The sequence below is a fragment of the Flavobacterium sp. genome, assembly GCF_029242675.1.
Lineage (GTDB): Bacteria > Bacteroidota > Bacteroidia > Flavobacteriales > Flavobacteriaceae > Flavobacterium.
This window is the reverse complement of record NZ_JAQWTM010000335.1, coordinates 1-20,882: the sequence shown is the minus strand read 5'-3', so window position 1 is coordinate 20,882 and position 20,882 is coordinate 1. Positions and strand designations below refer to the sequence as shown.

The 20,882-nt window shown below is 35.0% G+C and carries 17 protein-coding genes; 11 read left to right on the top strand and 6 right to left on the bottom strand.

Annotation, left to right across the window (positions count from 1 at the left end):
- The 3 genes from P8M54_RS12305 to miaB all read right to left on the bottom strand — a co-directional run.
- On the bottom strand, window positions 1-297 hold a 297-nt coding region (locus tag P8M54_RS12305), incomplete at its 3' end, for a sigma 54-interacting transcriptional regulator (RefSeq protein WP_300288202.1).
- A 78-nt stretch (window positions 298-375) separates the two neighbouring features.
- The gene (locus tag P8M54_RS12300; protein ID WP_300288200.1) at window positions 376-747 is read right to left on the bottom strand and encodes a GxxExxY protein; all 372 of its coding nucleotides are present in this window, start codon (window positions 745-747) and stop codon (window positions 376-378) included.
- Between the two features lie 231 nt (window positions 748-978).
- Window positions 979-2,424, bottom strand: coding sequence for a tRNA (N6-isopentenyl adenosine(37)-C2)-methylthiotransferase MiaB (miaB, locus tag P8M54_RS12295; RefSeq protein WP_300288198.1), 1,446 nt, complete (start codon window positions 2,422-2,424; stop codon window positions 979-981).
- Window positions 2,425-2,896: 472 nt separating this feature from the next.
- Here miaB and topA point away from each other — a divergent pair, with 472 nt between their 5' ends.
- From topA to P8M54_RS12260, 7 genes are all read left to right on the top strand, one after another.
- Window positions 2,897-5,431 (top strand): type I DNA topoisomerase, encoded by a 2,535-nt coding sequence (gene topA / locus P8M54_RS12290; RefSeq protein ID WP_300288197.1) that lies wholly within the window; start codon window positions 2,897-2,899, stop codon window positions 5,429-5,431.
- A gap of 64 nt (window positions 5,432-5,495) precedes the next feature.
- Window positions 5,496-6,644, top strand: a complete 1,149-nt coding sequence (locus tag P8M54_RS12285) for a formimidoylglutamase (protein ID WP_300288196.1) — start codon at window positions 5,496-5,498, stop codon at window positions 6,642-6,644.
- Window positions 6,645-6,904: 260 nt separating this feature from the next.
- Window positions 6,905-8,311 carry a gliding motility lipoprotein GldK gene (gene gldK, locus P8M54_RS12280; protein ID WP_300288195.1) on the top strand — a complete coding sequence of 469 codons (1,407 nt, stop codon included), beginning with the start codon at window positions 6,905-6,907 and terminating at the stop codon, window positions 8,309-8,311.
- A 47-nt stretch (window positions 8,312-8,358) separates the two neighbouring features.
- The gene (gene gldL / locus P8M54_RS12275) at window positions 8,359-9,012 is read left to right on the top strand and encodes a gliding motility protein GldL (RefSeq protein WP_300288194.1); all 654 of its coding nucleotides are present in this window, start codon (window positions 8,359-8,361) and stop codon (window positions 9,010-9,012) included.
- A 45-nt stretch (window positions 9,013-9,057) separates the two neighbouring features.
- On the top strand, window positions 9,058-10,599 hold the full coding sequence (gene gldM / locus P8M54_RS12270; RefSeq protein ID WP_300288193.1) for a gliding motility protein GldM: 1,542 nt from the start codon (window positions 9,058-9,060) through the stop codon (window positions 10,597-10,599).
- Window positions 10,600-10,645: 46 nt separating this feature from the next.
- Window positions 10,646-11,536, top strand: coding sequence for a gliding motility protein GldN (gene gldN, locus P8M54_RS12265; RefSeq protein ID WP_300288192.1), 891 nt, complete (start codon window positions 10,646-10,648; stop codon window positions 11,534-11,536).
- 84 nt (window positions 11,537-11,620) lie between these two features.
- A complete protein-coding gene (locus P8M54_RS12260; RefSeq protein ID WP_300288191.1) occupies window positions 11,621-12,670 on the top strand; it encodes an FAD-binding oxidoreductase in 1,050 nt (349 codons plus the stop codon).
- 3 nt (window positions 12,671-12,673) lie between these two features.
- Here P8M54_RS12260 and P8M54_RS12255 read toward each other — a convergent pair whose 3' ends face one another.
- Entirely contained in the window at window positions 12,674-13,057 is a 384-nt protein-coding gene (locus P8M54_RS12255; protein ID WP_300288190.1) for a DUF983 domain-containing protein, read from the bottom strand.
- A 65-nt stretch (window positions 13,058-13,122) separates the two neighbouring features.
- Here P8M54_RS12255 and P8M54_RS12250 point away from each other — a divergent pair, with 65 nt between their 5' ends.
- On the top strand, window positions 13,123-15,030 hold the full coding sequence (locus tag P8M54_RS12250; protein ID WP_300288189.1) for an ABC-F family ATP-binding cassette domain-containing protein: 1,908 nt from the start codon (window positions 13,123-13,125) through the stop codon (window positions 15,028-15,030).
- A 135-nt stretch (window positions 15,031-15,165) separates the two neighbouring features.
- Here the strand turns inward: P8M54_RS12250 and P8M54_RS12245 are convergent, their stop codons facing one another.
- On the bottom strand, window positions 15,166-16,152 hold the full coding sequence (locus tag P8M54_RS12245; RefSeq protein WP_300288188.1) for an App1 family protein: 987 nt from the start codon (window positions 16,150-16,152) through the stop codon (window positions 15,166-15,168).
- A 65-nt stretch (window positions 16,153-16,217) separates the two neighbouring features.
- Between P8M54_RS12245 and P8M54_RS12240 the strand changes: the two genes are divergently transcribed.
- Entirely contained in the window at window positions 16,218-17,087 is an 870-nt protein-coding gene (locus tag P8M54_RS12240; RefSeq protein WP_300288186.1) for a diacylglycerol kinase family protein, read from the top strand.
- A gap of 7 nt (window positions 17,088-17,094) precedes the next feature.
- Here the strand turns inward: P8M54_RS12240 and P8M54_RS12235 are convergent, their stop codons facing one another.
- The gene (locus P8M54_RS12235) at window positions 17,095-18,261 is read right to left on the bottom strand and encodes a GNAT family N-acetyltransferase (protein ID WP_300288183.1); all 1,167 of its coding nucleotides are present in this window, start codon (window positions 18,259-18,261) and stop codon (window positions 17,095-17,097) included.
- Window positions 18,262-18,344: 83 nt separating this feature from the next.
- Between P8M54_RS12235 and P8M54_RS12230 the strand changes: the two genes are divergently transcribed.
- Entirely contained in the window at window positions 18,345-18,620 is a 276-nt protein-coding gene (locus tag P8M54_RS12230) for a 4a-hydroxytetrahydrobiopterin dehydratase (protein ID WP_300288181.1), read from the top strand.
- A gap of 209 nt (window positions 18,621-18,829) precedes the next feature.
- Window positions 18,830-19,684: a leucine-rich repeat domain-containing protein gene (locus P8M54_RS12225; RefSeq protein ID WP_300288179.1), complete on the top strand. Its 855-nt coding sequence runs from the start codon at window positions 18,830-18,832 to the stop codon at window positions 19,682-19,684.
- Window positions 19,685-20,882: the final 1,198 nt, after the last annotated feature.

The window sequence follows — 20,882 nt, the reverse complement described above, 5'->3', positions numbered from 1 at the left end:
ACCTTCACGTGTGCTAGTTGCACCAGTAAAAGCGCCTTTTTCGTGTCCAAAAAGTTCACTGTCGATTGTTCCTTCGGGAATAGCACCGCAGTTAACAGCGATATATTTTCCGTGTTTTCTGTGGGATAAAGAGTGTATGATTTTAGGAATACTCTCTTTACCAACACCACTTTCTCCTACAACAAGTACAGAGATGTCGGTAGGTGCAACCTGAATTGCTTTTTCAATAGCGCGATTTAGCTTTGGATCATTCCCAATAATCTCAAATCGCTGCTTTATATTTTGAATAGACTCCATTGTTTTTTAGTTTGAAGTTTTATTTATTTTTTGTTTTTGCCACAGATTAAAAAGATTTTCATAATTTTTTTGACCACGTTATAATGTATACCTTTTGTATTGTGGTGACTTTGTCTGAAAGTTTACCAATAAGCCAATATCTGAATTTGCTAATTTTAAATAATTAATCATTTGAGCAACATGCTCATTTGAGAATTCTTTTACCGCTTTAATTTCTAACACGATGTCGTTATCGATAACAAAATCAGCATAAAATTTATGTGGCAATATTGTCCCTTTGTAATTGATAGCGAATTCTTTTTCTCTTTCAAAAGAGATAGTATTGTTTTTAAATTCAATTTCAAGTGCATCTTTGTAAACGATTTCTAATAGACCAGGACCCAAATTTCTGTGGACTTCCATACAAATACCGATAATTTTATAGGTATCTTCCTGTCTATATCCATCCATAGTTTATTTTTTTGAATTATACTTACTTGATAAATGCTTGTCTTGTCCTTCCTACTTCAATTACCAAATCAAGAAATTATATTTATTAAAAATAATGTATTTTCAAAATCGAAAAATAAAATCTTTTTAATCCCTGAAATCTGTGGCAAATAAAAATCAAAACGCTTAAAAAAGTTCGCAAGCCAAAATTTAATCCATTTACTATGTTACTTTCAAACCTTAAACATTTTTTTAGTTCATATCACTCAATCCAACTGCTTCCCCTTTTAAAGTCCCACTAGTACAACTTGTAATTTTTACATTTACAAAATCACCTATTTTATAATTCTCCTTTGGGAAAACCACGGTAATGCTTTGCGAGTTTCTCCCTGAAAATTCCTCAGTCGATTTCTTAGAAACTTTTTCGACCAAAACCTCTACCGTTTGACCAATGAATTCTTCTGATCGTGCCCAAGCGTGTTTTTGTTGCAAGTCTACGATTTCTTGTAGGCGTCTTGCTTTAGTTTCATCAGTGACATCGTCTTCCATTTTTCTTCCTGCCAAAGTTCCAGGACGCTCAGAATACGAATACATATAACCAAAATTATATTTTACATACTCCATTAAGCTCAAAGTATCTTGGTGATCTTGCTCCGTTTCTGTTGGGAAACCCGCGATCATATCTTGTGATATAGAGCTATTCGGAATTATAGTTCGGATTTTATCAATCAAAGTCATGTATTCCTCACGGGTATGCAATCGATTCATTTCTTTCAAAATACGGTTGCTCCCTGATTGTACAGGCAAGTGAATGTGCTTGCAAATATTATTGTACTTTGCAATAACATGCAGTACACTCTCGTGCATGTCTTGCGGGTTCGAAGTCGAAAAGCGAATGCGCATCTTTGGGAAACCTAGGGCAACCATTTCAAGTAGTTGATCAAAGTCTACTGCAGTTGCTTTTTGCATTTCTGAGGCGGTAGCAAAATCTTTTTTCAATCCACCACCGTACCAAAGGTAGCTATCCACATTTTGACCTAAAAGGGTGATTTCCTTGAAGCCTTTGTCCCATAAATCCTGAATTTCCTTCATGATGCTTTGCGGCTCACGGCTACGTTCACGACCGCGAGTAAATGGTACCACGCAAAAGGTACACATATTATCACAACCACGAGTGATTGATACTAATGCAGTAATTCCGTTACTCATCAATCGCACTGGCGAAATATCTCCGTATGTTTCATCTTTCGATAAAATCACATTGATAGCGTCGCGACCTTCTTCAACCTCTGCTAATAAATTTGGTAAGTCTTTGTAAGCGTCAGGACCTACAACGAGATCAACAATTTTTTCTTCTTCAAGAAACTGACTCTTCAATCGCTCCGCCATACAGCCAAGTACACCAACTTTCATTTTTGGGTTGATGCGCTTTACGGCATTATATTTTTCTAATCTTTTACGAACCGTTTGTTCCGCTTTGTCCCGAATGGAACAGGTGTTTACCAAAACTAAATCGGCATCTTCAAGCGTTTGAGTCGTGTTATATCCATTTTCAGATAATATGGAAGCTACAATCTCACTATCCGAAAAATTCATAGCGCAGCCATAACTTTCGATAAATAGTTTTTTAGTATTTCCCACTTTATTCTCTAAAACAAGCGCTTCCCCTTGTTTGCCTTCTTCAATAATCTTTTCCATTATATAATTTCAAAACGCAAAGATACAGCAATTCCAACAAATATGACAAGATGTCAGATGAAGAATTAACATAATTTGAAGATTTTAATTAGCGATTTTATGAGCTATGCTCAGGCTCAGTATGTTTTTAATTTTAAATTAGTTAAGACCCGTTTTTTAGTCCGTAGGCATTGGAAACAAGCGCGACAAGACAATATCGTTTGTTGTTTTTCAGGAGCTAATCCTGCTTTTCGTTTCAAGTCCTCGCACTTTAAAGCCGCTTTCCTTTGTTTTAAAAAGAGCTTCCTTTGGTCGCTTTTTTAAAACAGGAAAGCAAGCTTAAACTGCTGTGGGCTTTTCACTGCAATCAGGGCTAAAAATCAAAATTCAATCCCTACCTATATATAATGTGAGATCTGAAATGAGTCTAAATTGGTTTGAAAAGCGCTATATTTAAAAAAAACTTCTACTTTTGTCCCAGAAAAATAGACCTATGGCAAAGAATTTAGTAATAGTGGAGTCCCCTGCAAAGGCAAAAACAATCGAGAAATTTCTAGGAAGTGATTATCAAGTCGAGTCAAGTTATGGGCATATCGCCGACTTGCCTTCAAAGGAGATTGGTGTAGATGTAGAGAATGGTTTTAAACCAAAATATGAAGTTTCAGCAGATAAAAAAGCCTTAGTTACTAAATTAAAAGGATTAGCTAAAAAAGCCGAAATGGTTTGGCTAGCAAGTGATGAGGATCGCGAGGGTGAGGCTATTTCTTGGCATTTAGCTGAGGAGCTAAAACTAGATTCTAAAAAAACAAAGCGTATCGTTTTTCACGAAATTACAAAAAACGCGATTCTTAAAGCAATCGATAATCCCCGTGAAATCGATTATAATTTAGTGAACGCACAACAAGCCCGTAGGGTATTAGACCGTTTAGTGGGTTACGAATTGTCGCCTGTACTTTGGAGAAAAATAAAAGGTGGACTATCAGCTGGTCGCGTGCAATCAGTATCGGTTCGATTGATAGTAGAAAGAGAACGTGATATTCAAAATTTTAATGCAGTTGCCACCTATTCAGTAGTAGCTGAGTTTACCAACGAAGCCGGAAAGGCGTTCAAAGCTAAGCTACCTAAAAATTTTAATACCAAGAAAGAAGCCGAAGATTTTTTAAATAAAAACATAGGTTCAACATACAAGGTTTCTGATTTAGAAACCAAACCAACCAAAAAATCTCCAACAGGTCCATTTACGACTTCGACCTTGCAACAAGAGGCAGCGAGAAAACTGTATTTGCCAGTTGGAATAACAATGCAATTAGCACAGCGTTTGTACGAGGCCGGATTAATCACCTATATGAGAACGGATAGTGTGAACTTATCTAAGGATGCTATGGAAGCAGCTCAAGCTGAAATCATCAAATCCTATGGTAAGGAATTCTCTAAGCCAAGAACTTTCACCAATAAAAGTAAAGGTGCTCAAGAGGCACACGAGGCGATTCGTCCAACTGATATGTCGCGTCATACCGTAAATATCGATAGAGACCAAGCCCGTTTATATGATTTAATCTGGAAAAGAACATTAGCCTCTCAAATGAGTGATGCGCAGCTAGAAAGAACTAATGTTAAGATCGAAGCAAATAATCATGATGAATTATTTACAGCTTCTGGTGAGGTTTTGCTTTTTGAAGGTTTCCTAAAAGTGTACCTTGAAGGGCACGATGATGATGAAGAAGAGCAAGAAGGAATGCTTCCTGCAATGAAAGTGAACGAGAAACTTTTAAACAATTACATCACTGCTACTGAAAGATATTCAAGGCCACCAGCACGTTATACTGAAGCATCGTTAGTAAAGAAATTAGAGGAACTAGGTATTGGTCGTCCATCGACTTATGCGCCAACTATTTCTACTATTATCAATAGAAACTACGTTGAAAAAGGAAATCTTGATGGTCAAGAACGCAACTATACGCAACTTACTTTACAAGCAAATAAAGTAGGGGAGAAGTTACTGAAAGAAAATACAGGTTCAGATAAAGGAAAATTAGTTCCTACAGATATTGGAACAATTGTCACGGATTTCTTGGTTAAGAATTTCGGTAATATATTAGATTACAACTTTACAGCTAAGGTCGAGCAAGACTTTGACGAAATAGCCGAAGGAAATGTAGATTGGTCAGTAATGATGAAAGAGTTTTACGATCAATTTCATCCAACAGTGAAAGATGTCGAAGCGAATGCTGAACGTGAAAGTGGAGAACGTATCTTGGGTACAGATCCAGCATCGGGTAAACCGGTATCTGTTCGTTTAGGTAAATTTGGACCCATGGCTCAAATTGGCGATGCCGAGGACGAAGAGAAAAAATTTGCTAGTTTGATGAACGAGCAAAATATAGGTACAATCACACTTGAAGAAGCATTAAATTTATTCTTGCTACCTAAAAATTTAGGAGAGTACAAAGAAGCTGAAGTAGAGGTGAGTAATGGTCGATATGGACCTTACATTCGTCATGGAGCTGCTTTTATTTCTTTGCCAAGAGGAGAGAATCCATTGGATGTAGATTTTAATCGTGCTAAAGAATTAATCGATGAAAAAGCACTTGCTGATGCTCCAATAGCCGTTTACAAAGGTGAAGGTGTTCAAAAAGGAACCGGTCGTTTTGGTCCTTTTATCAAATGGGATGGCTTGTTTATCAACGTAAGTAAGAAATATAACTTTGACAACTTATCACAACAAGATATCGAAGCTTTAATTGAAGATAAAATTCAAAAGAATATCGATAAAGTGCTTCACAATTGGGAAGACGAAGGTATTCTGGTAGAGAAAGCACGTTGGGGACGTTCGGTTATTACCAAGGGTAAAATCAAAATCGAACTAAGCAAGGATGTGGATGCGACCAAATTGACTTTGGAAGAGGTGCAAGAAATGATCGCTAAAAAAACACCTGCTAAAAAAGCTGCAGCCAAAAAGGCGCCAGCCAAAAAAACTACAGCAGCCAAAAAGCCAGCAGCTAAAAAAGCCGCTGCGAAAAAGAAATAATACAAGAAAAGATACTAGCTCTCGCCTTTTTTAAATTGTAAAAAAGGCGATTAAAACACATACAATGGAATTCGATTTTCTATCCCCTCTTACGGATGATTTTTTGGAGGCAGTTAATACACTTACCCCGCAACAATTAGGGAGCAAAATAGTTTTTCATACTAAAGATCAATTTCCAGATGTAAATAAGATCAATATTGCTATCGTCGGGGTTTTAGAAAACCGTGGTATCGACAGCTCTAAATTGGTTGATTTAACGGCAATCCGTCAGGAATTATATGCAATGTTTCCCGGTAATTGGGATGCTTCAATTGCTGATCTAGGTGATATTGTTCAAGGTAACTCAATTGATGACACCTATTTTGCACTTAAAAAAGTAGTAGCTAATTTGATCAAAAATAAGATAATACCAATTGTAATAGGGGGTTCACAAGATCTTACCTATGGCATGTATCGAGCGTACGATGAATTGGAACAAATGGTTAACTTGGTTGCGATTGATAGTAAATTTGATTTTGGTAAAGAAAACGAAAACGTATCAGCTGCTTCATACTTGACTAAGATTATCATTGATGAACCTAATAATTTGTTCAACTACTGTAATGTTGGTTATCAAACCTACTATAATTCACAAGAAGAAATTGATCTAATCGAAAAATTGTTTTTTGACGCTTATCGTTTAGGCGAAATTTCAAATAATATTGCTTTAGCGGAACCAGTTTTCCGTGATGCTGATATTGTTAGTGTGGATTTAAACTCGGTTAAGTCATCGGACTCTGGGAATTTCAGCTCTTTTGTTCCTAACGGATTTAATGGTAAAGAAATATGTTCTTTGGCACGATATGCCGGAATTAGTGATAAAGTATCTGCGTTTGGTGTGTTTAATCAAGGCAGCTCACAACAAGAATCCCCTGTAGTAGCGCAAATTATTTGGTATTTTATAGAAGGGTTTCATTACCGTTCCAATGAATATCCTTTTGGAAGTAGAGAAAACTATATCAAGTATATTGTACCCATCGATGAGGATACACTAGTGTTTTACAAAAGTGATAAAACTGAAAGATGGTGGATCGAAATACCTTTTATTTCAAATGTTAATAATAAATTAAAAAGGAATACGTTATTACCTTGTTCTCATGATGAATATTTGGCAGCTTGCAATCAGGAATTGCCTGAGAGATGGTGGAAAGCACAGAGAAAAAACACCATTTAATTAGAAATTAATTTCGATTTAATTAAAGAAGGCATTTATCTGGTATTTGAAGAGTAGAATTAGTTAAAATATAGTAGTTTATCTGATAAATATGTATTTTATCGTTTTTTTATGCTTTTTATCGGTAAAATATTTTTTTTATAATTTATTTAACTCTAATTTTGATGAGGTTTTTATTTTAAGAGAAAAAATATTGTTTTATTAATAAATTTTAGATAGGTTTACAGACTTAAAAAATAATGAATATAACCCAAATTTTTATGAAGAAGTTCATTGCATTTATGGCAATTTTAACCTTGTTAATTGGTTGTGGTCGATCAAGTGATAAAGGTGAATTAGTGGGTATTAAAGGGCAGAAATGGAATCCTGAAAAACCTTATGGTATGACCCTTGTTCCTGGTGGGGCATTTATAATGGGTAAATCAGATGATGATTTGGCTGACATTCAAGACGCTCCAACAAAAACGGTTACAGTGCGTTCATTTTATATGGACGAAACCGAAATCACAAATAGTGAATACCGTCAATTTGTAGAATGGGTTAAAGATTCAACTATGAGAGTTCGTTTGGCAATCATGGCTGATATGAATGGCGCAAAACCAGGAGATGGTAAAGGAAATAAGGGTGGAAGTATTGGAGATTTCGCATTTAATGATGCTGACCCAGAGAAAATGACAGCTTATGATAAATACATGTATGACAATTATTACAGTATAGGAACCGCAGATGATCCGTATGCAGGTAGAAAGCTTAATAAAAAAGTTAAATTAATAAAAGATCCTAAGCTTTATCCAGATGAAGCATATGTTGAGGTAATGGATTCTATGTATTTACCTATCGAGGCGTCGTACAATGGTTTGAGAACGATAGATGTTAATAAGTTAAAATTCCGTTACTCATGGATGGATATTCAGGCTGCTGCAAAGGCTAAAGTAGGAAATCGCAAAGATTTCATCAAAACGGAAGAAGTGAAAGTTTATCCGGACACTACTGTATGGATTAAGGATTTTGCTTATTCTTACAATGAGCCGATGCATAATGACTATTTTTGGCATAAGGCATATGGAGATTATCCAGTTGTAGGTGTTAAATGGACGCAAGCCAAAGCGTTTTGCGCGTGGAGGACGTTAGCTAAAAATACCTATATCAAAGCGAAGAAAAAAGGGCATGACTTGGTAAATCAATTTAGATTACCATCCGAAGCCGAGTGGGAGTACTCAGCTAGAGGAGGTTTAGAATCTGCTACATACCCATGGGGAGGTCCTTATACTAAAAGTGACCGAGGTTGCTTTTTAGCCAACTTTAAACCAAGTCGTGGGGATTATGCTGCTGATAATGCTCTTTATACAGTAGAGGCTAAATCATATGAACCAAACGGTTATAATTTGTATAACATGGCAGGTAATGTCTCGGAATGGACGGATGATAGTTATGATGCCAATGCCTATGAATACGTTTCTACTATGAATCCAAATGTATTTAATACATCCAACAAAAGAAAAGTTGTAAGAGGAGGTTCGTGGAAAGATGTTGCTTATTTTCTACAAGTCAGCACGAGAGATTATGAATATGCCGATTCTGCTAGAAGCTACATTGGATTTAGAACGGTTCAGGACTATATGGGAGTGGAAACTACGGCTAGCGCTACGAAGAATAAAAGAAAATAATTCCCCAATTTATTATAAAACCAAATCAAAAATTAAATATTAAAATTATGGCATTACTAGGAAAAAAAACAATGAATTTTGCATACGGAATGGGAGCTGCAGTAGTTATCGTAGGAGCTCTTTTTAAAATCACTCACTTTGAATTAGGACCTTTAACGGGTACTGTAATGCTTTCAGTAGGTTTATTAACTGAGGCACTTATTTTCGCATTATCTGCTTTTGAGCCTGTTGATGATGAATTAGATTGGACACTTGTATATCCAGAATTAGCAAATGGCGTTAAAGGTCCAGCTAAAGCAAAAGCTAAAATAGAAACTCCTACAGATACTCAAGGAATGCTTTCTCAAAAATTAGATGCAATGTTAAAAGATGCTAAAATTGATGGAGAATTAATGGCAAGCTTAGGTAATAGTATCAAAAACTTTGAATCAGCTGCTAAAGGAATTGCTCCTGCTGCTGATGGAATTGCTGCTACTAAAAAATATAGTGAAGAGTTAACTACTGCTGCTGCACAAATGGAATCGTTAAATAGCTTGTATAAAATTCAATTACAAAGCGCTTCAAGAAATGCTCAAATTAATGAAGAAGTTGCTGAGAACAATGTAAAATTAAAAGAGCAAATGCAATCATTAACGTCTAACCTTTCTTCTTTAAATGGAGTTTATGGTGGTATGTTATCTGCAATGAGTAATAAAGGATAATTAGTTTCGAACTATTTAATAACAACTAACTAATTATTAGAAAATATGGCAGGAGGAAAACTAACCCCTAGACAGAAGATGATTAACCTAATGTACTTGGTTTTTATCGCTATGTTAGCAATGAATATGTCAAAAGAAGTTTTATCTGCTTTTGGTTTAATGAATGAAAAATTTGAAAGCTCTAATGAAACTTCAAAGTTATCAAACGAGCAAATGTTGTCGGCTTTAGACGCCAAAGCTGCTGAAGCAAAAGGTGAATTTGCCCTTGCAGATGTTACTGCTCACAAGGTAGAAACTGCTACTAAACAATTTTACGATTATATTGGAACTTTAAAAACGGAAGTTTTAAACGGATTTGAAGTAGACTCGAAGACAGGTAAATTACCTTACGAGGAAATGGATAAGGGAGATAATATTGATAGTTGGTTTCTTGGTGAAGGATATTCTGCTAGAGGAACGGAGATTATCGCGACGATTAATAAATACAAGGCTGATATGAAAGCAGCTGTTGGAACAGATAAAAAATATGCAGCTATTATAAGTGATATAGATAGCAAATTTGATGTTTCTGACGTTAAAGATAGCGAAGGAGTTACAATTAAGTATTTGTCTTATCATTTTAAAGGATTTCCTGCTGTAGCATCAGTTGCAAAGCTATCTGCTTGGCAAAATGACGTTAAAAAAGCGGAATCTGATGTTTATAGTGCTGCATTAGGTAAGGCGGCTGTAGCTGCTGCATCTTACAGTAACTATCAAGCAATTGTAGTATTAGATAAGAATGCCTATTTCCAAGGAGAACCAGTTACGGGTAAAGTAGTTTTGGGTCGTTATGACGAAAATACAAAACCAACAAGTGTTACAGGTGCTAAATTAGATCCTGCAACGGGTCAAGCTAAAATTGCTTTGACTGCAGGTGGAGTTGGAGAGCAAAGTATTGCTGGACAATTTACTTTTGTTGAAGATGGTAAAACGATTCCATTAAAATTTACAGGTAAATATGTTGTGGTTCCAAGACCAAATTCAGCTACGATTTCTGCTGATAAAATGAATGTTGTGTACAGAGGTGTTGTTAATCCAATGTCTATTTCATTCGCTGGGATTTCTGACAGCGATGTTAGTGCATCTGCTCCAGGTTTGTCTAAAGTTGGAAATGGAAAATACAACATGAGCCCACAAGGTGGAAATGAAGTAGTAATCAATGTTTCAGGTAAAATGTCTGACGGAAAGGTTGCAACTGACAAGAGAGTATATAGAATAAAAGGAATTCCAGGTCCAACAGGAACAATTAGAGGAGAAACAGGTGTTGTAAAAGGACCTAAGTCAAATTTAGAAATTGCAACTATTGGAGCTAAATTAGAAGATTTTGATTTTGAAGTTGGTTTAAATGTTGTTGGATTTAATTTAAAAATTACAGGACAGCCTACAGTTGTCGTGCAAGGTGATAGGTTAAATGCACAATGTAAAGCGGTTCTTGCAAAAGCTGGAAGAGGAGATCAGGTAACCATTTCAGAAATTAAAACAAAATTAGTTGGTGCTGGAAGTTACTTGTTACCACGAACAGCTCCGGTAATTTTTGAAATACAATAATAAAGAAGTTGGCTTAAAAAGTCTGCGATATTTTAACTATACTATGATGAACGCAAAGAAATTTTTAATAGCTCTTATTACTTTCAGTACAGGTTTGGCTTCATTTGCTCAATCTAATTTGCTAAATGCAAAAATTCCTGAGGAAATAGGTTTGAAAACGGCTGCCCAGTTAATATCTGACAATGACAAGCCTTTGGCTTATGGATACGTTCACGATAGAGATGTTCTTATGGGTAAAATGACTTGGGAGATCATTGATTTAAGTGAAAAAATCAATTTTCCGTTGTATTTTCCCATAGATACGGCGAATGTTGGTTCAGATCGTAGGTCTTTATATGATGTCTTAACTAAAGCAGTTCGTAATGGTGACATAACTGAAGTATATTCAGATAGTTATTTTAACACCAAAAAGTCTTTTAAAGATATAGAAGCGGCATTGAGTAGGATTGACACAACTGATGCTGGAAGAGAACAGATAAATGCTGGTCAAAAAGTTTCTGATGAGTATATAATGAGATCTGATTTAACCGCTCAGGATGTTACTCAATATAAAATAAAAGGATATTGGTATTTTGATAAACGTCAAAGTGAATTGAAATACCGTCTTTTAGGTATTTGTCCGATTACACCAGACGTATATACTATGAACAGCGATGAAAAGGATTATATTGAATTATTTTGGATATTTTTTCCCGCGGCAAGAGAAGTACTTCACGATGCCAAGGCATTTAATGATCGCAACTCGGCTATGCCTATTTCATTTGATCAATTGCTTAACTCAAGACATTTCAATAGCGTTATATATAAAGAAGAAAACGTTTATGGTGATAGAGAGATCAAAGATTACATGAAAGACAACGCTCAGAGCCAGTTACTAGAATCTGAACGTGTTAAAGAAAAAATTCGAAATTTCGAACAAGATATGTGGAATTACTAATATAGTTATCTACCTAACAAAAACTCTTACCTAACGGTAGGAGTTTTTTGTTTTATAAAAGTACCTTTGTGTTTTATATTTTTTATGACAGACTATATTATTGTTGGATCAGGTTTAGCAGGAATAGCCTTTGCAGAAATAGCGTTGGAACATAATAAAACTATTGTGGTCTTTGATAATGCTTCGCAGAGTTCTTCCAAAATTGCTGGTGGATTATATAATCCTGTAATTTTAAAGCGATTTAGTGAAGTATGGCAAGCGCAAGAGCAGCTGGATTTAATGCGTAGTTTTTATCGCAACATTGAAAATAAAATAAATAGTACGGTAGATTTTAAAACGCCTATTCTTCGGAAATTTTTCTCTATCGAAGAACAAAATAATTGGTTTGCGGCTTCTGACAAACTCGCTTTAGCTCCATTTTTATCGACAGAATTAGTTCATACCAAATTTGCAGGGATCGAATCTCCCTATAATTATGGACAGGTTTTACAGTCTGGTTATGTCGATTCTGCCTTGCTGCTCGAAAAGTACAAAGAGTATCTAGATGAACGTTTTCTATTGTTTAAAGAATCCTTTCTCTATGATAATTTGGTATTTACTGATTCAGGAGTAAACTACAATGGTATTGAAGCGAAACAAATCATCTTTGCTGAAGGTTTTGGAATGCATTCTAATCCTTATTTTAATACTCTTCCTCTCGATGGTACTAAGGGGGAGTTATTCATAATTGAGGCAAAAGAACTTGATTTAGACGTAATTGTGAATACAAGTGTATTTATATTGCCCCTCGGGAACAATTTGTTTAAAGTAGGAGCAACCTACAATTGGAAAGATAAAACTAATATGCCTACAACCGAAGGTAAGCAGGAATTAATAGACAGGATCAAGGAAATCATTAGTTGTGATTTTACAATCAAACAGCATTTCGCAGGAGTTCGACCAACGGTAAAAGATCGCAGACCATTAATTGGTACACATCGCGATCACGCAGCAGTACATATACTTAACGGTTTAGGTACTCGTGGTGTAATGTTGGGACCTGCGATGGCAAAAGCTTTATTTGAATGGATAGAATTAAAAAAACCGCTTGATCCAGTAATTGATATCGAGCGGTTTTATAAAAAAATGAACTAGGTTTTATTCTTTATCCCAATTAGGGTTATAAGATACAAACATGTTGATATAAATGTTTCTTGCCCATCTTAAAACGTACGGGAATAGAATAATTAGAGCAATTATAATTGCTATAAAAGCAGTTTTTAATGTAGTTCCTAAAATAACGTAGGAAATAATAAATGCGGCTATGCCTGTTGCTACATTAAGACCGTAACTCACATACATTGCCCCATAAAAAAATGAAGGTTCTATTTGATAAATTAATCCACAATGGCTGCACTTTTCGTGCATTTTCAATGTGTTTGTCAAATTAAACGGGTTTTTGTCCAAATACATGCTCTCATTCTGGCATTTAGGACAAGTTCCTGTTAAAATACTATTTAGTTTGGATCCTTTTTTTAACATTTGCAAAAATTTTAAACAAAGGTACATTTTTAGTAAATGTACCGATGTAACATTAGTCACAATATATGCTTAATATACACAATTTATCGGTTTCTTTTGGAGGTACATATTTATTTGAAGAGGTTACTTTTCGATTAGGAGCCGGAGATAGAGTTGGTCTCGTAGGGAAAAATGGTGCTGGTAAATCGACCATGCTTAAAATGTTAGCTGGAGATTTTAAACCTGATTCAGGGGTGATTTCACAAGAAAAAGATATCCGCATGGGTTTCTTGCGTCAAGATATTGATTTTGAACAAGGAAGAACTGTTTTAGAGGAAGCCTACGAAGCTTTTACGGAGATTAAGATAGTTGAGAAAAAGCTAGAGGAAATTAATCATCAGTTGGTAACGCGAACTGATTATGAAAGTGATGAATATTCTAAAATCATTGAAGATCTCTCTGATTACACACACCGATTTGATCTTTTAGGAGGATATAATTATGTTGGTGATACTGAGAAAATTCTTCTTGGTTTAGGTTTCAAACGTGAAGTATTCAACAATCAAACTGAAACTTTTTCTGGAGGATGGAGAATGCGTATCGAATTAGCCAAATTGTTATTACAAGCTAATGATGTATTGTTGCTGGATGAGCCAACCAATCACCTGGATATCGAAAGTATTATCTGGTTAGAAAGCTTTCTTCGTAACTATCCTGGAGTCGTTGTAATTGTTTCGCACGATAAGATGTTCTTAGATAATGTGACTAATAGAACGATTGAAATTTCGTTAGGAAAAGCATACGACTTTAATAAGCCCTACTCGCAATACCTGGAGTTGCGTCATGAAATTCGTGAAAAGCAATTGGCAACACAAAAAAACCAAGCCAAAAAGATTGAGGAGACTGAAAAACTGATCGAGAAATTCCGTGCCAAAGCTTCTAAAGCTTCCATGGCACAATCGTTAATTAAAAAACTTGATAAAGTAGAACGCATTGAGGTAGACGAAGATGATAATTCAGTAATGAATATCTCATTTCCAGTTTCAAAAGAACCAGGTAAAGTGGTTGTAGAAGCGGAGAATGTGACTAAAGCCTACGGTGATAATGTGATTTTAAAAGATATCGATTTACTAGTAGAACGCGGAAGCAAGATCGCATTCGTTGGTCAAAATGGTCAAGGGAAATCTACCTTTATAAAAGCAATCGTTAACGAATTTGAATACAGCGGAAATATTAAATTAGGACACAATGTGCAATTGGGTTATTTTGCTCAAAATCAAGCCGAATATCTTGATGGCGAAATCACTTTGCTCCAAACCATGGAAGATGCTGCAACTGATACCAATCGCTCTAAGGTGCGTGACATGTTAGGGTCGTTTCTTTTTAGAGGTGATGACGTAGAGAAAAAAGTAAAAGTATTATCAGGAGGTGAGCGAAATCGTTTGGCTTTGTGTAAATTACTTCTGCAGCCTATCAATGTCCTGTTAATGGATGAGCCTACGAATCACTTGGACATTAAATCCAAAAATGTACTAAAGGCAGCATTACAAAAATTTGGCGGAACCTTATTGCTTGTTTCTCACGATAGGGATTTCTTGCAAGGAATGTCAAATATTGTGTACGAATTCAAGGATCAAAAAATCCGAGAATACCTGGGGGATATCAACTATTTCTTAGAACAACGCAACATGGAGAACATGCGCGAAGTAGAGAAAAAAGATATTGCGAAAGCCGCTGCGCCTAAAGAAAGTAACAAGGCTTCCTACGAAGACCAAAAGAAGGGGAAATCTTTGCAAAATAAACTGAGTAAAATAGAGAGCCAAATCAAGCAACTCGAACGTGATATCCAAAATGACGATAAGATGCTGACGTCTAATTACGATAAGCATATTGAGGACGCCGCATTTTTCAAGGCCTATAACAAGAAAAAAGCCGAATTAGATAAGTTGCTTTTAGATTGGGAAGTAGTGCAGGAGGAAATTGATTCTTTGTAGCTAATCCTGCTTTTCGTTTCAAGTCCTCCACTGGTTGTTTGTTTTTTCACGGCACTACAAGAGCTTCTTCTAGTCGCTTTGTGTCACCTGTAAAAACGAAACAACCAGCGTCCGGGCTTTCCACTGCAATCAGGGCTAAATGTCAAAGTCAATCTGATTATCAATCAAACCAATTTTTTTAGAATGCAGTATGGCATCGCTACTGTTCTTAAAGTAGCAAACTTCAACACCCAAACTGCTAACATTTTCAAGCGTTGATGTTACCTTTTTTTTGCGACTCCTACCAGTTTGTCTTATATAAACCGCTTTTACAGTCAAGGGAAATATTTTGGCTATAGCCCCATATAACTTAGGATCGTGCTGTGAATCATCCCCAATAAGCACATATTTAAGGTTAGGGTAAAATTCAAGAATGTGCTTTATCTTCTCAAATTTATGGCTATGACCGCCTCTTCCAGTCCATAAAAAGTCAAGTAAGCTTGTTTTGATATCTTTTAAAAGTAAAACCGCTTTAGGTAATTGATGGAGTTCAGTGAATTTTACTAAAAACCGATACAAATTCCATTCACTACTCGAAACATAAAAAAAAGCATTCCATTCATCCGCCTCTTTTCGTCCAGCCGTACTTAAAGCCCTGTAATGTGTTGCAGCGTCTTCAAATATTTTGCGTGATTCTACGTTTCTAGAAAGTAAATGAAAAAGTTTTTTAATTGGATTTAAGGTATAGGATACTAAAAACGTGTCGTCAACATCAGAAATAATTCCTAATTTGCCCATTTTAGGTCGGATGTAGGACGCTCTGCTCGTTATGATTTCATTTTGGTAGGCAATACTAACTTCATAGTCTATCCAGCCATATTCTAATTGACTCAGAGGTATACAAAATTTAAAGTAGCCGTCGTTTAATGTTTTAGTAACTATTTTTACTTTATTGTGTACGAGGGAAACGGTGGCATTTGGCCATGTTTTAAGCTGAAACAATTTTATAATTGATCGTGCGTTTTTGAGGTTTTTATCTAAAAAATCGTAATCAGTGGCCTTGGTTGGGTTAAAGACGTGCCCCATGACAATTAACTCTTGTTCGTTAGCATAACCACGGTATAATTTTAAAATAGGCTTCATTTATTGTAGTACTTTTGTAAAGGTGTTCTAATTTAAATTTTTTTAATGAATTAAGGAGTAAATTAATGAAAAAGAATGTCATGATGATTGTCAATCCTATATCTGGGGCGATAGATAAAGCAGAATTTATAACTGCAGCAGAACGATTTTCTCATCAAGAGGACTGCAAATTTGTAGCCTATGAAACTACAGGTATTGGAGATGCGGTCAAAATTAAGGCATTATTTGATCAATACAAACCGGAGCGGATTATTGTTGCAGGTGGTGATGGGACCATTAAACTAGCTGCTGATGCTCTCGAGAATGAAGAGGTTATTTTTGGAATTCTCTTCGCCGGCTCAGCTAATGGCTTAGCTACTGATTTAGGTTTACCAAAAGATTTAGAAGAGTCGCTTCTGGTTGCATTTCAAAATAACTACATAGCTATTGATAGTATTTTAATAAACGGAAATAAAAGTTTACATCTTAGTGATTTAGGGCTCAATGCACTATTGATTAAAAATTATGAGAACAGCACCATTCGAGGAAAGCTGGGATATGCAATGCAAGCAATTAATACACTCTTAGAGGATGATGAACTCTTTCATGCAATTATAGAGGTTAATGGCGAACGTATAGAATGCGATGCAAGAATGATTGTCATTGCCAATAGTCAAAAATACGGAACGGGAGTTGTAATTAATCCTGATGGAAAGATGAATGACGGCTTCTTTGAATTAATTATTTTAAAAAATTTAGATTTGTTAGTTATGGGTAAAATCATAACCGGTAATATGCCTGACGATACAAATGATGTTGTAATCATATCTTCTGACAAAGCAACCATAGAAACTAATATTCCAGTTAATTTTCAAATTGATGGCGAGTATCATGGAACCGAATCTAAATTGGAGATCTCCGTTTCTTCTCAAAAAATTAAAGTAGCAATTCCTTAAAGCAAGACTACGATTTAAATGGATTTCTCTGTTGCCATTCGATTTTCGGTTCAAAGTAGCGAAAGGTTTTCGAAACTAACAAATTAACAAAATAGTTGCTATGTTTCATTAATCCGTACATCTCTAAAGGTTGTGCACCAACCGAGCTTTTGATTTCTAAAGCTGTTCTAGCAAAAATTATTTTTTTGTAGCCTTTATTGATAGAATATGCAATCATATCATATAGCATATTCAAGTACAACATTTTCTCGCGCTGGTAATGATCGTCATAGCCTAAAAAATACGTATCGATGTCATTCCCGTTTTTAATTAAGGTATTGAAACCGATCAATTCGTCTTCGATAAAGTAGCCATAAAAAAGAAACTTATCTTTTAAAGACTCCTTAAATGTTTCAAAATGGTTTTCGGGTAAATAAAAAGTGTTAAAAGGAGCATTTTTGGCAACATTTAAATACAACTCATGAATTCTAGAATTGTAGGTAACGATTTCCTCCAGGGATAATTTCCTTTTTGATATAGTATCAGCCTTTTTTCGAGCTCTTTTGTACTGATCACGGTATTTTTTATTCAAACAATCTATATAATCATCAAATGTATTTAAGTCAGCGGTGATGTTAAAGACCATATTGGGCTGAGTAGAAAATTTGTAAAAGGTCTTGAACCGGGTTAGTTTGGTCTTCTTGATTTCTTGTTCTGAAAAATCTTTAAATATAGTAAGATGTGTCTTAAATCCTTTTGCTGATAATATTTTCTTTAATGCAATCGCAGCTTTCATTAAAATGGTAATTCCATCTGCCGTAGTAATTTGATCACTAAAGCAGTAGCCGTTTTGCCCTGTAAGCATATTGTTGCCAATAACTAGGACCTTAGAGCTAATGTTTTTAAAAACAAAATTTCTAATAGTCGTTTTTAAACGTGCATCTCTTTCTCCAAATGAATTTAGTTCACTCAAATTAATGAATTGAGAGAGCGCAATACCAACTAAATCAGAACCCTTAAAAACCCCAATAAAATGGCTTTGCATATTCGTAGGCGCTGATTTTTCTGCAATTCCCATGTAGGCTTTCGAAAGAAAGATATTGGATACGGCAATAGAATCCCATGCTGTGGGAAGTTGTGCAACTGCAGAATAAATTTGGAAGGTATAAGGTTCAGTCAAAATTAGTAGGGACATTAATGGTAGGCAAAATTAATATATAAAGTTAAAACTAAAGGCGAATTACTCAATTTTAATTATTTTTAAGAAAATTAGAAATTATGAAAAAGTATTCAGCAGCAACAGCAGCACCACTATTGGAACAATTGACCGATTGGAATTTTAATAATGACGGGATTGAAAAGAAATTTGTATTTGAAAACTTTGTTCAAGCAATGGGTTTTTTGGTTCAAGTAGGAATTCTAGCCGAAAAGCAAGGGCATCATCCTGAAATAGCAAATACATACAATAAGGTTTCTCTACGCCTAACCACGCATGATGCAAAAGGCTTAACAGAAAAAGATTTTAATTTAGCCTCTGCAATCGAAAAATTGTAGAAGTTAGATTTTTCTTTTGTTAATTCGTAGACTTTTGACGGTTTTGATTTATCCGATGTTTGATTGGACTTTAATTGAATTGTACTATTTTTTATAATTGTAAGATAAATTAGCTTGTATTTATTTTTTTAGTGCAGTTTATCGATTTTATTTGTTGATTATCTGTTTGCTACCTACATTTACATTGTAAAATTAAAATAACACACGCCATGAAAAACATCTTTACTTTTTTATTTACAGTTCTTGCATCAGTAACGTTGTTGGCTAATGTATCGGCTTCAGAAAAAGCAGTTTTACTAAAAATATATAAATCTACGCATGGTGAAAACTGGAAAGTTAAATGGGATATAAATACCCCAGTAGATACTTGGTATGGTGTAAAAGTAAAACAAGAAAAAGTTATTTCAATTAATTTATCAGATAATAATTTGTCAGGTCAAATACCCATTGAAATTGGTACTTTGGTTAATCTTGAAGAACTTAACTTGCATAAAAATAAGATAGAGGGAGTTATTCCAACAGCCTTAGCGTCATTGAAATCGTTGAGAATTTTGGATTTATCTTTTAACAAAATAGAAGGATCAATACCAAGTATTATTGGGAATTTAACAAGCTTAGAAAAATTAGAGCTGTACATGAATAGTATCACTGGAAACATTCCTTCCTCAATTGGTAAATTGCAAAACCTTAAAACGCTTGCCTTGTTCAACAATTTATTAGAAGGACAAATTCCTAACGAGTTATTTGATGCTAAAGAATTAAAGGTTGTGTTATTAAATAGTAATAAATTAGAAGGAAAACTGACTGCTGATATTTCTAAATTGAGCAACTTGGAAAACCTGAGCTTGTTTGAAAATAATTTAGATGGGCAAGTTCCTTTCGATTTAGAAAAATTAAAAAATCTTAAAGAAATGAATATTTCTTACAACATGTTCAGTGGTATTGTGTCAAATAAATTGGCAGTTTTAGATACCTTGAACCTAACAATGTTTAACGATAGAGGAGTTGCTGTTTTAATGGATGTTAAAATGGAAATCGAACGACCCCTAGTTTCAGAAGATTAGTGAGTTTTTTATGGTAGTTGATAAATTAGACGATTGGTTATTAAATGGTTTTTTACTACTAAAATAGGATTGGTTTTAAATATAATTAGTTTAGTTTAGTTAAAGCCCACAAAGTGAAACTTTGTGGGCTTTTTTGTGTTTATAATATTTTAGTGCAGCCTTTACCTTGAACCTGGGTTTTTTTATGTACTTAAGGTGTTAGGTTAAATTTAAAATAATATAATTCTAAGAGGTAATTGAGCTTTGGTTTAAATGCAATGCTATTTTAGCACTTTGATATTCTTGTTTTCCTTAGGAGCCACTTCCTGCTATTCGCTTCAATCTTTTACGGGGATAAAAATCCCCATAAAAGGATTTCCACTGCTATCATGGCTAGGGGAGTAGTAGTATTCGAGAAAATCTACGTACCATTTGAACCACTCTGATTTATTCTCCCTACCTTGTTTTCTTTTCTACCTTTTATATAGGAGGAAAAAGTACCATCAAAATTACCAACACGCCTCAATAGTCAATCTGCAAGAATCTGCGAAATCTGCGTCATCCGCGTTCCAATAGAATCTAAATACAATTACAGGTTACCTATATAGTATCGTAATTATATCCAAAACTCTCTACGATCAGTAAATCTGCTAGAATCTGCGAAATCTGCGTGCCAATAGTATACAAACGTAATCACAGCATACATACATATATATGCGCAATTATATTCAAAACACACCAAAAGCAATAAATCCCCTAAATCCGCTTCATCCGCGTTCCAATTTTTCGAAACACAATTGCAACTTACAGATATTGTACAGCAATTAGATACAAAAATCTCTACGATCATTAAATCTGTGAGAATCTGTGAAATCTGCGTGCCAATATCTCGAAAATCAACCACAATCTATGTATAGCTTCGCAGTTATATGCATAACTCATGATAAACACAATCACAGCATACTTACATACATATGCGCAATACTATTCAAAACACACCAAAAACAATAAATCCGCTATATCCGCGTCATCCGCGTTCCAATATATCCAAACACAATCCCAACCTACATATAATAGTATCGTTACCTAAATTACATATTAAAAACTGTAAACCCGCATAATCCACAAGCCAACAGTTCCAAGCACAAGTCACCTAGATATAAAATGCGTGTTCGAACACCATCCAAACACTAGCAACACTAGAACAAACCCGCTAAAA